Source organism: Arenimonas composti TR7-09 = DSM 18010 (genome assembly GCF_000426365.1).
Taxonomy (GTDB): Bacteria; Pseudomonadota; Gammaproteobacteria; order Xanthomonadales; family Xanthomonadaceae; genus Arenimonas; species Arenimonas composti.
Window position 1 is genome coordinate 47,184 of record NZ_AUFF01000008.1, and the last position, 13,969, is coordinate 61,152.

10 protein-coding genes are annotated in these 13,969 nt (G+C 72.4%); 7 read left to right on the forward strand and 3 right to left on the reverse strand.

The genetic code is table 11. The features are described from left to right. Nucleotides 1-85 precede the first annotated feature (85 nt). Complete coding sequence (locus K311_RS0111090; protein WP_026817373.1) at nt 86-1,315, reverse strand: magnesium transporter; 1,230 nt, start codon at nt 1,313-1,315, stop codon at nt 86-88. 126 nt (nt 1,316-1,441) lie between these two features. Here K311_RS0111090 and K311_RS0111095 point away from each other — a divergent pair, with 126 nt between their 5' ends. From K311_RS0111095 to K311_RS16595, 6 genes are all read left to right on the forward strand, one after another. Beyond that, nucleotides 1,442-2,542, forward strand: a complete 1,101-nt coding sequence (locus K311_RS0111095) for an efflux RND transporter periplasmic adaptor subunit (protein WP_026817374.1) — start codon at nt 1,442-1,444, stop codon at nt 2,540-2,542. Nucleotides 2,543-2,544: 2 nt separating this feature from the next. Beyond that, entirely contained in the window at nt 2,545-5,619 is a 3,075-nt protein-coding gene (locus K311_RS0111100; RefSeq protein WP_245570657.1) for an efflux RND transporter permease subunit, read from the forward strand. Between the two features lie 64 nt (nt 5,620-5,683). Continuing rightward, on the forward strand, nt 5,684-6,445 hold the full coding sequence (locus K311_RS0111105) for a glycosyltransferase (RefSeq protein WP_051239992.1): 762 nt from the start codon (nt 5,684-5,686) through the stop codon (nt 6,443-6,445). A gap of 75 nt (nt 6,446-6,520) precedes the next feature. Further along, nucleotides 6,521-8,818 (forward strand): putative bifunctional diguanylate cyclase/phosphodiesterase, encoded by a 2,298-nt coding sequence (locus K311_RS17805; protein WP_051239994.1) that lies wholly within the window; start codon nt 6,521-6,523, stop codon nt 8,816-8,818. An 89-nt stretch (nt 8,819-8,907) separates the two neighbouring features. Then, on the forward strand, nt 8,908-10,305 hold the full coding sequence (locus K311_RS0111115) for a M16 family metallopeptidase (RefSeq protein WP_026817377.1): 1,398 nt from the start codon (nt 8,908-8,910) through the stop codon (nt 10,303-10,305). A gap of 11 nt (nt 10,306-10,316) precedes the next feature. Beyond that, on the forward strand, nt 10,317-11,771 hold the full coding sequence (locus K311_RS16595) for a M16 family metallopeptidase (RefSeq protein ID WP_051239996.1): 1,455 nt from the start codon (nt 10,317-10,319) through the stop codon (nt 11,769-11,771). 61 nt (nt 11,772-11,832) lie between these two features. Here the strand turns inward: K311_RS16595 and K311_RS0111125 are convergent, their stop codons facing one another. Further along, nucleotides 11,833-12,969, reverse strand: a complete 1,137-nt coding sequence (locus K311_RS0111125; RefSeq protein WP_026817378.1) for a hypothetical protein — start codon at nt 12,967-12,969, stop codon at nt 11,833-11,835. Between the two features lie 153 nt (nt 12,970-13,122). Between K311_RS0111125 and K311_RS16600 the strand changes: the two genes are divergently transcribed. Beyond that, nucleotides 13,123-13,554 carry a group III truncated hemoglobin gene (locus tag K311_RS16600; protein ID WP_051239998.1) on the forward strand — a complete coding sequence of 144 codons (432 nt, stop codon included), beginning with the start codon at nt 13,123-13,125 and terminating at the stop codon, nt 13,552-13,554. 6 nt (nt 13,555-13,560) lie between these two features. Here K311_RS16600 and K311_RS0111135 read toward each other — a convergent pair whose 3' ends face one another. Then, complete coding sequence (locus tag K311_RS0111135) at nt 13,561-13,947, reverse strand: tudor domain-containing protein (RefSeq protein ID WP_026817379.1); 387 nt, start codon at nt 13,945-13,947, stop codon at nt 13,561-13,563. Nucleotides 13,948-13,969: the final 22 nt, after the last annotated feature.

Genomic DNA, 13,969 nt, shown 5'->3' on the forward strand with positions numbered 1-13,969 from the left:
TGGGCTTGGTCGCCGCGGCGGCGCTGCCGACGCAACCACAGCGGTCGCAACCGGCAACGAACCGCCCGCGCGAACGCGCCTTACGTCACAGCACCAGCCAGGTGACGAGGCCGAGGAAGGATCCCATGGAGACGACGTCGGTGAGCGTGGTGAGGAAGATGCTGGAGGCGGTGGCGGGATCGGCGCCGAAGCGCTTGAGGATCAGCGGAATCGTCGCCCCCGACAGCCCCGCGACCATGCAGGCGAAGGCCATCGCGAACATCGTGATCAGCCCGAGCAGCAGCGCGCTGTCGCCGTCCTGCCGCCAGACCACGAACCACATCGCGATGCCGGCGATGCCGCCGGTGACCAGGCCATTGAGGGTGCCGAGCACGGCCTCCTTGGTGACCAGCGCGCCGATGCGCATGCCCTTGAGCTCGCCCAGGGTCATGCCGCGCAGCATCACCGCCAGCGCCTGGCAGCCGGAGTTGCCGCTCTGGCCGCCGAGCACCGGCAGGAACATCGCCAGCACGACGACCCTGTCGACGGTGTCCTCGAAATAGCCGACGACCGCCGCGGCGACGAACACCGTCAGCAGGTTCACCAGCAGCCACGGATTGCGGAACTTGAAGGCGGTCCACAGCGACGACGCCAGCCGCTCCTCGTTGTCGACACCGACCATCGCGCCGGCCTGCGCCGAGATCTCGAAGGCCTGCTGCTCGAACAGCACCTGTCCGCGCACCTGCCCGACCAGGCGGCCGTCGTCCTCGCAGACCGGATAGACCGGGTAGTGGCGGGTGACCACCTCGCGCATCGCCTCGACCAGCCGTGCGCCCGGCCGCAGCACGAACGGCGAGCGGATCATCACGTCGTCGAGCGCGCGCTCGCGGTCCGCGTAGAGCAGGTCGCGGAAGGCGACGACGCCGAGCAGCCGCTGCTGCGCATCGACCACCCACAGGTAGGTGACCAGGCGCACCTTGACCACGTCCCGCAGCGTCTCGATGGCCACCGAAACCGGAGTGCCACTGGCGAACACCGCCGGCGGATCCTCGATCAGGCGGCCGACGCTGCCTTCCGGATAGCGCTGGCTGTCCTGCCAGTCGACGCCGGGCGGCGCCGCGGCGATGACCGCGCTGCGCCGCTCCGGGGGCATTTCCGCCAGCAGGTCGTTCGCGCGGGCGGGTGGCATGCACGCCAGCAAGCGGGCGACGTCGGCCGCCGGCGAGTCGGCGAGGCGGTCGACCGCAGCGGCGGTATCGAGCGCGGCGAGGCGGGTGGCGCGGGCGGACAGGTCCGGCGCGGCCGGAAGCGTTGCGGACGGAAGCACTTCGGCCACGGTCGTCTCCAGGACGTCGCATCGGGTTGTCGGGCTAAAGCCTAGCCGAACGGACGGAGCCCGCATGCGCCGGCGCTCACACGGGCATCTGCCACAATCGCCGGCCCACGTCGCCGACCTCCACGCATGTTCCCGACCGCCTCGCGCTCCGTCCCGGTCCTGCTCGTCGCCCTGCTGCTCGCCGCCTGTGGTGGCACCGGTGACGCCCCCGACACCACCGAGTCCGCCGCCGCGCTCAGCGTCGCGGTCACCACGCCGGCGACCCGCGACCTGCCGCTGCGCATCGCCGCTTCCGGCGAGATCGCCGCCTGGGAGGAAATGGCGCTCGGGGTCGAGGTCGGCGGCCAGCGGATCGCGAAGGTGCTGGTCGAGGTCGGCGACGAAGTCGCCGCCGGCCAGCCGCTGCTGCAGCTCGACACCCGCAGCCTGGAAATGCAGGTACGCATGGCCGAGGCGGCGCTGGCCCAGGCCGACGCCAATCTCGAGGTCGCGGTGGCCAATGCCGCGCGTGGGCGCCGGCTGAAGGAAGAACAGCTGATCGCCGCCAGCGACGCCGACCAGCTGATCGCCGGCGAGCTGACCGCGCGGGCGCAGCGGCAGACCGCCCTCGCCCAGCTCGAGAACGCCCGCCTGCAGCTCGGCTTCGCGACGCTGCGCGCGCCCTACGCCGGCACGATCTCGGCGCGCAGCGTGCAGCCCGGCCAGGTGGCGATGGCCGGCACGGAACTGCTGCGGCTGATCCGCGACAACCGGCTGGAATGGCGCGCCGAACTGCCGGAAGCCGACCTCGTGCGGATCACCCCGGGCACCGCGGTGCGCCTGCGCGACAACGTCGGCGACGCCGTCGAAGGCCGCGTGCGCACGGTCGCCCCGGCGCTCGACGCGCGCAGCCGCACCGGCACCGTCTATGCCGACCTGCCGCAGCCGGGCGCGCTGCGCGCCGGCATGTTCGCGGCCGGCGAGTTCACCCTCGGCAGCGCCCCGGCCCTCACCGTGCCCGACACCGCCGTCGTCGAACGCGACGGCCACCGCTACCTGTTCGTGCTCGCCGACGGCGACCGTGTGGCGCAGCGCCGGGTCGAGACCGGCACCCGCAGCGGCGGCCTGGTCGAGGTGCGTTCCGGCCTGCAGGGCGACGAGCGCGTCGTGACCGAAGGCGCCGGCTTCCTGTCCGAAGGCGACCGTGTGCGCGTCGTCGACGCCGCCGACGCCGCCACCGGGGACTGACGATGGCGATCAACGTCTCGACCTGGTCGATCAACCGGCCGCTGCCGGCGATCCTCGCCTTCATCCTGCTCGGCATCGTCGGCTTCGTCGGTTTCAGCCAGTTGCCGGTGTCGCGCTTCCCGGACATCTCGTTCCCCGGCATCACCGTCACGATCGTGCAGCCCGGCGCGACCCCGGCCCAGCTCGAGGCCGAGGTCACGCGCAAGGTCGAGGACTCGATCGCGACGATCCCCGGCATCAAGAACCTGGTGTCGACCGTGGTCGAGGGCAGCTCGACGACCTTCGTCGAGTTCCCGATCGGCAAGGACGAGAACGAGGCGCTGGACCTCGTGCGCGACGCCACCACGCGCGTGCGCACCGACCTGCCGGCCGACATCGAGGAACCGGTCGTCGCCAAGCTCGAGGTCGTCGGCGGCACCCTGGTCACCTACGCGGTCGCCGCCGACGGCATGAGCGAGGACGAGCTGAGCTGGTTCGTCGACAACGAGGTGACCCGGGCGATGTTCGGCGTCGCCGGCGTCGGCCAGGTCGGGCGCTCCGGCGGCGTCGACCGCGAGGTGCAGGTCGACCTGCGCCCGGGCGTGCTGCAGGCCTTCGGCATCACCGCCGGCCAGGTGTCGCAGCAGCTGGCCGCGAGCCAGCTCGAGCGGTCGGGCGGCCGCGCCACCTTCGGCAGCGGCGAGCAGGCCATCCGCGCCGTCGGCACGGTCGGCACCGCCCAGGACCTGCGAGAATTCCCGATCCGCCTGCCCGACGGCCGCCAGGTGCCGCTGTCGACCCTCGCCGAGGTGCACGACGGCCACGAGGAACGCCGCCAGATCGCCCTGCTCGACGGCAAGCCGGTGGTCGCGTTCTCGATCAGCCGCACCCGCGGCAGCAGCGAGATCGAGGTCGGCGCCGGCGTCGAGGCGGCGGTGCGCGCGCTCGAGGCGGCGCACCCGGGCGTGCGCATCACCCAGGTGTTCTCGACGGTCGAGGAAGTGCACGCCTCGTACGAATCGTCGATGACGATGCTCTACGAGGGCGCGCTGCTGGCGGTGCTGGTGGTGTGGTTCTTCCTGCGCGACTGGCGCGCGACCTGGATCTCGGCGGTGGCGCTGCCGCTGTCGATCATCCCGACCTTCGGGGTGATGTGGCTGTTCGATTTCAGCCTGAACATGGTGACCCTGCTGGCCTTGGCGGTGGTGGTCGGCATCCTGGTCGACGACGCGATCGTCGAGGTCGAGAACATCGACCGCCACCTGGCGATGGGCAAGGCGCCGAAGCAGGCCGCCACCGATGCCGCCGACGAGATCGGCCTGGCGGTGATCGCGACCTCGGCGACGCTGGCGGCGGTGTTCGTGCCGGTGGCCTTCATGCCGGGCGTCGCCGGCAAGTTCTTCCTCGAATTCGGCTGGACCGCGGCGACCGCGGTGCTGTTCTCGCTGCTGGTCGCGCGCCTGCTGACGCCGATGATGGCGGCCTACCAGCTCAAGCCGAAGGCACACGAGGAGAAGGAAGGCCGGGTGATGCGCTGGTACCTGCGCTGCGTCGAGTGGGCGCTGGCGCACCGCGGCCTCACGCTGCTCGCCGCGCTGCTGATGTTCATCGGTTCGCTCGGCATCGCGGCGGCGATTCCGGCGACCTTCATCCCCGGCTCCGACCTCGGCCGCAGCAACCTGAGCCTGGAGCTGCCGCCGGGGGCGCGGCTCGAGCAGACCGTGGCGGTGTCCGAACGCGCCCGCGCCCTGCTCGCCGACCTGCCGGAGCTGCGCCAGGCCTACGCCACGGTCGGCGGCGTCGTCGATTTCGGCGATCCGAACGTCAGCGGCATCCCCGACACCCGCAAGGCGGTGATGGTGCTCGACTGGGGCCCGGCCGGCGACCGCGACCGTTCCCAGGACGAGCTCGAGGCGATCGTGCGCGAGCGGCTCGCGGTGATCCCGGGCGTGCGCCAGCGCTTCATCAGCAGCGAACCGGGCGAGCAGATGCAGGTGGTGCTGGCCGGCGACGACCCGCGTGCGCTCTACGCGGCGGCGCAGTCGCTGGACCGCGAGCTGCGCACGATCCAGGGCCTGGGCACGATCAGCTCGACCGCGGCGCTGCTGCGGCCGGAGATCGTGATCGTGCCGGACGCGCGCCGCGCCGCCGACCTCGGCGTCTCGACCTTCGACATCGCCGAGGCCGCGCGCATCGCCACCAGCGGCGACTACCGGCAGCGGCTTGCGAAGCTCAACCTCGCCGACCGCCAGATCCCGATCCGCGTGCGCATGGCCGAGGAGCAACTCTCCGACGAGGACCTGCTGGCGCTGATGCGGGTGCCGAGCGCGAACGGCGGCACGGTGCCGCTGGCGGCGGTGGCGGAGATCACCCGCGGCAGCGGCCCGGCGGTGATCAACCGCCTCGGCCGCGCCCGCCAGGTGACCTTCACCGCCGAGCTCGGTGGCCGCCCGCTCGGCGACGTCATGAACGAGGTCAACGCGCTGCCGACGCTGGCGAGCCTGCCACCCGGCGTGCGCACCCAGCCCTACGGCGACGCCGAAATCTTCGTCGAGCTGTTCGTCGGCTTCGCGCTGGCGATGGCGGCCGGCCTGTTCTGCGTGTACGCCGTGCTGCTCCTGCTGTTCAACCACGCCAGCCACCCGCTGATCATCCTGATGGCGGTGCCGCTGTCGGCCGGCGGCGCCTTCGGCCTGATGTTCCTGACCGGTACCCTGCTGTCGCTGCCGGCGCTGATCGGCCTGCTGATGCTGATCGGCATCGCGACGAAGAACTCGATCCTGCTGGTCGACTACGCGGTGGTCGCCGAGGACGAGCACGGGCTGTCGATGCACGACGCGCTGGTCGACGCCTGCCGCAAGCGCGCGCGGCCGGTGATCATGACCTCGATCGCGATGAGTGCCGGCATGCTGCCGATCGCGCTCGGTTTCGGCGCCGATGCGGCGTTCCGGCAGCCGATGGCGGTCGCGGTGATCGGTGGCCTGATCACCTCGACGGTGCTGAGCCTGGTGGTGATCCCGGCGGCGTTCGCGAGCCTCGAAAGCTTCCTGCGCTGGCTGAAGGCCCGCTGGCGCCGCCGCGAGCCGGCTGCCGCCTGAACGGGCGGCACCGCGGCGCGGCGCATTCACCCGCCGCTGCCGCCGACGGCGCGACGATGCGCGCATGAACATGTCGCTCGCGGTCGGCGAAGTGCGGTTTTCCCTGGTGGTGCCGGCCTGGAACGAGGCGGCGCGGTTGCCGGCGCTGTTCGACTCGATCGACGCCGCCCGCGGCCGCTGGATCCTCGCCGGCCGCGATCCGCAGGCGATCGAGATCATCGTCGCCGACAACGGCAGCAACGACGGCACGCCGACGATCGCGGCGATGCGCGGCGCCCGCGTCGCCGAGGTCCTGCCGCGGCGCATCGCCGCCGCCCGCAACGGCGGCGCGGCGGTGGCCCGTGGCGAACTGATCGGCTTCGTCGATGCCGACAGCCGCATCCACCCCGATGCCTTCCTCGCGATCGACGCGGCGATGTCCGACCCGGCGGTCGTCGGCGGCGCCACCGGGGTGACGATGGAACGCTGGTCGGCCGGCATCGCCCTGACTTATGCACTCGGCCTGCCGGTGGTCTGGGCGACCGGCTTCGACAGCGGCATCGTGTTCTGCCGGCGCGCCGACTTCCGCGCCCTCGGCGGCTACGACGAGGACCGGGCGATCGCCGAAGACGTCGACTTCATGCGCCGCCTGTCGCGGCTGGGGCGCAGTCGCGGCCAGCGCCTGCGCCGGCTGCGCCGGGCCAGGACGGTGACCTCGACCCGCAAGTGGGACGAGCACGGCGACTGGCATTACCTGCTGCAGATGCCGGCGGTCGGCTGGCGCCTGCTGCGCGATCCGCGGGCGTTGCCCGACTTCGCCCGTCGCTACTGGTACGACGGCCGCTGAGCCCGGAGGCCCCGGCCGGCGCCGGCTGGAGTAGGCTGGTCCGGGGGAAGCCAGCCGGGACCCAGGGGGAATCCGATGGCACGCGGCATCCGTTCGCGGTTGCTGATGACGACACTGTTGATGGCGCTGGTCGTCGTCGGCATCGCCCTGCCGCTGGCCGACGCGGTGATCGGCGTGAAGTTCGGCGCGTTCGAGGTGGGCAAGGCGCGCGACGACGCCGACCGCCTGCAGCTGCTGCTTTCCGAACGCATGGAGCGCTTGCGCGCCCAGGTCGTCGACTACGCCGAATGGGTCGACGCGGTCGACTACATGCGCGGCGCCGACAACGGCTTCATCGCCGAGAACATCACCGCGGACGGCATGGACAACTTCGGCGTCGACCGGGTATTCGTGCTCGGCCCCGCGCTCGAGGTGCGCGACGCCAGCGAACTGGTGCTGCCCCCTGGCCGGGCGCCGAAGCTGCAGGCGCTGCCGGCCGAGCGCCTGCGTCCGGTCCTCGCCGACAGCCGCGTGCGCGGCATCCACAATCGCCGCGGCGGTCGCGCCTTCCTGATGCCGATCGACGGCGAGTGGTTCCTGGTCGCGGTCGCGGCGGTGATCGATCCGAATGACCTCGCAGGCAGCCGCGATGCCGGCGTCATCGGCTTCGCCAGCGCGATCAGCGGCCGCCGCGGCGAAGAGATCGAGGCGGTGGCGAAGCTGCCGCTGCGGCTGACGACCGAACCCGCCGGCCCGCTCGGCTCGCGCCTCGACGGCGACGAGGTGCACACGGTGCGGCGGCTGCTCGACAGCGACGGCGAGCCGACCGCCTGGCTCGACCTGCATCATCCGCGGCCACTGGCGGCGCAGACGCGGATCGCACGGATCCTGCTGCTGGCGATGGCGGTCGGCATCTTCGTCGTCGGCAGCCTGCTCGTCTGGCAGCTGGTCGACCGCCGGCTGATCCGCCGCCTCGAGCGCATGCATGCCGAACTGGATGCGCTCGCCGGCGGCCGCCGCGAGGCGCTGGCGGTCAGCGGCGCCGGTGACGAGATCGATGCCCTCGCCGGCCGCTTCAACCTGCTCGTCGGCGAGCTCGGCGAAGTCAGCCGGCGCTGGGCCCACGAGGCCTCGCACGACGCCCTGACCGGCCTCGGCAACCGCGCCAGCCTGCTGCGCACGCTCGACGCCGAAGGCCATGGCGACACCGCGGCGACCCTGCTGCTGGTCGACCTGGACGGCTTCAAGGCGGTCAACGAACTGTTCGGCCACGCGCTCGGCGACCACGTGCTCACCCGCGTCGCGCACCGGCTGCGGGAAGCCGACCTGGCCGCCGACGCCTGGCGCATCGGTGGCGACGAGTTCGCGCTGCGGCTGCCGGGCGCCGATCCCGAACATGCCCTCGCCACCGCGGCAAGGCTGCGCGAGGCGGTCGCCGGCCTGGCGCTGTCCGGGGTGGCGCGCGGCGTGCTGCACGCCTGCGTCGGCGTCGCCCTGCGCGAACCCGGCCAGGCCCTGCGCGGCGAGGAGTTCCTGCAGCGCGCCGAGGTCGCCCTGCACGCCGCGAAGACCGGCCGTTCCGGCGGCATCGCGATGTTCGACGCGGCGATGCTGCTGTCCCTGCAGGAGGACGCAGCGCTGGCGCGGGCGCTGGACCGGGCGATCCTCGACGGCGGCATCGAGCCCTGGTTCCAGCCGATCGTCGCCGCCGCCGACGGCCGCGTGCGCGGCTTCGAGGTGCTGGCGCGCTGGCGCCACCGCGACGCCGGCTGGATCGCGCCGGCGCGCTTCATCGCCGTCGCCGAACGCAACCACCTCGCCGCCGGGGTCGACCGCCTCGTGCTGCGCCAGGCCCTGCAGGCCCTGCCCCGGCTGCAGGCCGCGGCGCCCGGGGTCGGGCTGTCGGTGAACGCGTCGGCGCAGAGCCTGCTCGACGGCAGCTACATCGAGGCGGTGAGCGCGATGCTCGGCGACGCTCCGGCGCTGGCACCGGCGCTGACCCTGGAGATCACCGAAACCGCCTTCAGCGAGAACGAGCAGGCACTGGTGCCGCCGGTGGAAGCCCTGCGCGGGCTCGGCGTGCGCGTCGTGCTCGACGACTTCGGCGTCGGCCACAGCTCGCTGGCGCGGCTGGCGCATCTGCGCCCGGCCGGGATCAAGCTCGACGGCGCCTTCGTGCGCCAGCGCCGCGACGGCGGCGACCGCATCTGCCGCGCGGTGATCGGCCTGGCGCACGAGTTCGACATCGCGGTCACCGCGGAGTGGATCGAAACCGCCGAGGACGCCGCCTGTCTGCGCGACTGGAAGTGCGACACCCTGCAGGGCAACCACTTCGCGGCGCCGATGCCGCTGGCCGCGACCCTGGCCTGGATGCAGGAGCCGCTGCGGGCGTGACCATCGGCCGGTTGCCGCCCGGCGACGCGGGCGGTTAGGGTGGCCGGCGCTGCGGCGCGCGTGTTCGCCGCACCCTACCCGGAGTCCCTATGCCACGCGTCCCGTTGCTGGCCGCCGCCCTCGCGATCGCCCTCGCGAGCCCCCTCCATGCCGCCGGCCCGGCCGCGCCGCCGGCGACCCCGGCCGCCACCGGCGCCGCGGCCGCCGCCGAGCCCGGCGCGGTCGTGCCGGGTGCCGCCGACATCGTCGTGCATACGCTCGGCAACGGCATGAAGATCGTGATCTGGCCCGACCACGACATCCCGAACGTCGCGATGTACACCTGGTACCGCGTCGGCGGGCGCAACGAGTACCCGGGCATCACCGGCATGGCGCACTACTTCGAGCACATGATGTTCAACGGCACGAAGACACGCGCGCCCGGCGAATTCGACCGCACGATGGAAGCCGCCGGCGGCGCCAACAACGCCTACACCAGCAACGACGTCACCGTTTACCAGGACTGGTTCCCGCGCAGCGCGCTGGAAACCATCTTCGAGCTCGAGGGCGACCGCATGGCCAACCTCGACTTCGATCCGGAGGTGGTCGAGAGCGAGCGCGGCGTCGTCTATTCCGAACGCCGCACCCGCGTCGACGACGACGGCTTCGGCACCCTGATCGAGCAGATGCAGGCCACCGCCTTCGTCGCCCACCCGTACCAGTTCCCGGTGATCGGCTGGCCGTCGGACATCGAGAACTGGAAGCTCGAGGACCTGCGCGACTTCTACCGGACCTATTACGCGCCGAACAACGCGACGATGTTCGTGGTCGGCGACGTGACGCCGGAAGAGATCATCGCGCTCGCCGAGAAGTACATCGCGCCGATCCCGGCGCAGGCGCCGCCGGAGCCGATCACCACCGTCGAGCCGGCGCAGGCCGGCGAACGCCGCATCGTCGTGCGCAAGGAAGGCATCCAGGCGCCGCTGCTGGCGATGGCCTGGCATGCGCCGGCGGCGACCGAGGACGACTGGCTGGCGCTGCAGGTGCTGCTCGGCCTGCTCGGTGACGGCGATTCCTCGCGCCTGCACCAGCGCCTGGTCGAGCGCGACGCGATCGCGGTGGCGACCGGCAGCGACCTCGACCGCGGTTTCGACCCGGGCCTGGGCTGGGTCTACGCGATCCTGCCGCCCGGCGGCGATCCGGCCGCGGTGGAGCGCGCGGTCGACGAGGAAATCGCCCGCATCGCCAGCGAAGGCCCGACCGCGGCCGAGCTGGAGAAGGCGCGCAAGGCCGCGCGCGCCGGTTTCTGGCGCGGCATGCAGACCATCAGCGGCAAGGCCCAGGCGCTGGGCTCCTACGAAACCTTCCACGGCGACTGGCGCAAGCTGTTCGAGGCCCCGGCGCAGTTCGACGCGATCACCGCCGAGGACGTGAAGCGGGTCGCCGCGCGCGTGCTCGTCGCCGACAACCGCACGCTGGGCACCCTGGTGCCGACCGCCGAAGAATGAGGACGACGACGATGCGCCTGGCTTTCAATCCGCTGCACCTGGCCCTCGCCGCCGCGCTCGCGGCCACCGCCGGCCTCGCCCCGGCGGCGCAGGCCGTGACCCCGGCCCTCGCCGCGGCCGCCGTGCCCGGCGACGTCACCCTGCCGACGCCGCAGCGCGCGACGCTGGCGAACGGCATCGAGCTGCTGATCGTCGAGAAGCGCGACACCCCGCTGGTGGCGATCGACATCGCGATCCGCGGCGGCGCCCTCGGCGACCCGGCCGGCCGCGAAGGCACCGCCAACCTGCTCGCCGAACTGCTGCAGAAGGGCGCGGGTTCGCGCGATGCGCTGCAGTTCGCCGAGGCGATCGACGGCGCCGGCGCGACCCTGTCGACCTATGCCGGCACCGAGGCGATGGGCCTGACCGGCAGCTTCCTGCGCGAGGACGTCGACCTGATGGTCGAACTGGCCAGCGACGCCCTGCTGCGTCCGCGCCTGGACGCGGAAGAGTTCGAGCGCCTGCGTACCCGCAGCATCCAGGCGCTCGCCGCCGCCCGCGACAGCGATCCGGGCGAACTGCGCGGCGCCTACGGTTACGCGGCGCTGTTCGCCGGCCACCCCTACGGCCGGCCGGAAAGCGGCGACGAGACCACGCTCGCGGCGATCACCCTCGACGACGTGAAGCGCTATTACGCCGACCACGTCGGCGCCGACCGCATGGTCATCGCGATCGTCGGCGACGTCGACGCGGCGCAGTTGCGCACCCGGCTCGAGCGCGCGTTCGGCGGCTTCCGCGCCGCCGCCGCCGAGGTGCCGACGGTGCAGCCGCTGCCGGCGCGCGAAGGCCGCCGCGTCGTGCTGGTCGACAAGCCCGGCGCCGCGCAGACCTATTTCTGGCTCGGCAATGTCGGCGTCGCCCGCGGCGACGAGGGTGATGCCGCGCAGGAGCTGGTGAACACCGTCTTCGGCGGCCGCTTCACCTCGATGCTCAACACCGAACTGCGCATCAAGTCGGGCCTGAGCTACGGCGCCGGTTCGTCGCTGCAGCGGCTGAAGGTGCCGGGCGCGACCGCGATCAGCTCGTTCACCCGCACCGACGCCACCGAACAGGCGCTCGACCTGGCGCTGGCGACGCTCGACCGCCTGCACGCCGACGGCATCTCGCCGGAGATGCTGGCCTCGGCGCGCAATTACGTGCTCGGCCAGTTCCCGCCGGACCTGGAGACCAATGGCCAGATCGCCGACGCGCTGACCGATCTGTGGCTGTACGGGCTGGAAGCGGACGCGATCGACGCTTTCGCCGAGCGCGTCGCCGCGGTGGACGACGACGCCCTGCGCGCGGCGATCGCCCGTGCCTATCCGACCTCCGACGACCTGGTGATGGTGCTGATCGGCGATGCCGCGAAGATCCGCGAAGTCGCGAAGAAATACGGCGCGGTGACGGAGATGAAGATCACCGACCCGCGTTTTTCGGGCGGCCAGTAAAGAAGAACGAGGCACCGCGCGCGCCGCGCGGTGCGCACGGCCCTCGTCCCCTGCCGGCGACCTACCTGCTGCCGCCGGTGCCCGCGCCGGCGGCGAGCCGCGCGACCAGTTCCGCATTGAAGGCGCGGCCGGCGCGCAGCATCTCGGTCTCGACGCGCGCCCAGTCGGGCTCGATCGTGTAGCCCTGGCGGTCGCTGCCGCCCATGCCGCCGATGAAGCGGATCACGTTTTCGGCGGTGCTGGCGCGGCTGCCGGCGATTTCGCTCAAGGTGCCGACGTCGTCGGCGACCACCAGGCCTTCCGGCACCACGTTGATGTTGCCCCAGGCACCGGTGCTGGCGCCGATCAGGTCGGCGCGGGCGCTGAACCACAGGCCGCCGGCGGCTTCGGTGCCGAGCATGCGCGAGTTCGTTTCGCCGACGGTGCCGGCCGCGAACGAATAGGTGACGCTCAGGTTGATGCCGGCCTTGCCCTTCAGCCAGCGGTTCCAGGCCATGCCGTTGCCGATCGCGCGGCTGTCCACCGGCTGCACGCCGGGCACCGACAGCACCGCCCAGTCCTGGTCGTAATCGCCGAGCTTCACCCGCATCGTCGGCACGCCGAGCTCGCGGTCGTTCGCCAGGCGGCGCACGTCCGGCAGGCTGCCGGCGAAGTCCGCCGCGGTCTGCGCGCCCCAGCCGGCGGCCTGGAAACGCGCGGCGAGATCGTCCTGCAGCTGCACCAGCACCCGCTGCAGCACGTCGCTGTCGATCGGCGCGAACACCTCCTTCGACGAGCGGTGTTTGCGGAACACGCCGCCGGTCGCGGTGACCTTGTTGCGCAGCGCCCACTGGATCTGCACGGTCGGCAGCAGGGCGACGCGCTCCTCGCGGGTGAAGTAGCGCCCGAGCTGGACCTGGAACTGCCGCGCCGGGTTGCTGAACACCGGTTCCGGCGGCGGCGGTGCGGGAGCGGTGGCCGCCACCGCGGCCGTGTCGGGCACGGGTTCGGCGATGGACTCCGTGACCGGCTCGGCGATGGGCTCCGTAACCGGCTCGGCGCTGGGCTCGGCGATGGTTTCCGCCGCGACCTCCGCAATGGGGTCCGCCGCGGCGGCGATCGCTTCTTCGGAGTGATTCGTCACGTCTTCCTGCGCCGCCACGGCCGTGCAGGCACTGGCGGCAGCGAGCACGAGGCCCGCCATCACGCTGGTCTTCATGTGTTCCCCTGTGTCCTGTGCGGCGCGAATGGCCGCGCCGGGAATCCTAGTGCGCCCTGCCGGTGGCGGGTGCGCCACGGATTCGACTCGACTTCACGGCCACGTTCACGCCCCGTGCGGGGCGGCGGGGCCGGGGCGGCCTAGAATGGCGGCATGGGCCCCTCCGCCGATCACATCGCGAAGACCGATCCGCCGACGCTCGACGAGGCCGCGATCGCCGCGCTCGTCGACGCCTTCTACGCCCGGATCCGCCGCCACCCGGAACTCGGGCCGATCTTCGAGGCCGCGGTCCACGACTGGCCGGCGCACCTGCGCCTGCTGACCGCGTTCTGGTCGTCGGTGATGCTCGGAACCCGCAGCTACCGCGGCAACCCGATGGCGGTGCACCGCGGGGTGGCCGGCATCCACGCCGGCCTGTTCGCGCCGTGGCTGGAGCTGTGGCGGCAGACCGCGCGCGAGCGTCTGGGGCCGGACGATGCCGAGCGCATCATCGGCCACGCCGAACGCATCGGCGAAAGCCTGAAGATGGGCCTCGGCATGGCGCGCACGAAGGAACTCGGGCTGCGCATCGTCGGCCAGGGCTGAGCGGACTCAGCGCTCCAGCGGCGGCAGGCTGCGGCAGCGGCTGATCGTCATCGTCTCGCGGTCGCCGTCGTCGTAGCGGAATTCGATGCGCTCGCCGTCGATGCGTTCGACCACGCCCGGGTAATAACGTCCGCGGTTGCGCCAGTTGCACTGCAGGGTGCTGCCGGCCTCCCAGTGCAGCGGCACGAACTGGTCGGCGCGGACGGTGCCGACATCGCCGTCGTCGTAAGCGACCTGGACTTCGTCGCCGGCACGTGCCTCGACCCGCGCCGGGTACCACATGCCGTCGGCCGGCCAGAGCGCGAGCACGCGATCGCCGGGGGCTTGGGCCGATGCGCCGACGGCCACGAGCAGCAGAAGCAGGACCGGGAGGGAGTGGATGGCCGTCTTCATCGGCACATCCTCGCACCGATGT

Coding starts and splice junctions, on each gene's coding strand:
- K311_RS0111095 (WP_026817374.1), top strand. CDS start 1,442: ATGTTCCCGACCGCCTCGCGCTCCGTCCCGGTCCTGCTCGTCGCCCTG.
- K311_RS0111100 (WP_245570657.1), top strand. CDS start 2,545: ATGGCGATCAACGTCTCGACCTGGTCGATCAACCGGCCGCTGCCGGCG.
- K311_RS16600 (WP_051239998.1), top strand. CDS start 13,123: ATGGGCCCCTCCGCCGATCACATCGCGAAGACCGATCCGCCGACGCTC.
- K311_RS17805 (WP_051239994.1), top strand. CDS start 6,521: ATGGCACGCGGCATCCGTTCGCGGTTGCTGATGACGACACTGTTGATG.
- K311_RS0111105 (WP_051239992.1), top strand. CDS start 5,684: ATGAACATGTCGCTCGCGGTCGGCGAAGTGCGGTTTTCCCTGGTGGTG.
- K311_RS0111135 (WP_026817379.1), bottom strand. CDS start 13,947: ATGAAGACGGCCATCCACTCCCTCCCGGTCCTGCTTCTGCTGCTCGTG.
- K311_RS16595 (WP_051239996.1), top strand. CDS start 10,317: ATGCGCCTGGCTTTCAATCCGCTGCACCTGGCCCTCGCCGCCGCGCTC.
- K311_RS0111125 (WP_026817378.1), bottom strand. CDS start 12,969: ATGAAGACCAGCGTGATGGCGGGCCTCGTGCTCGCTGCCGCCAGTGCC.
- K311_RS0111115 (WP_026817377.1), top strand. CDS start 8,908: ATGCCACGCGTCCCGTTGCTGGCCGCCGCCCTCGCGATCGCCCTCGCG.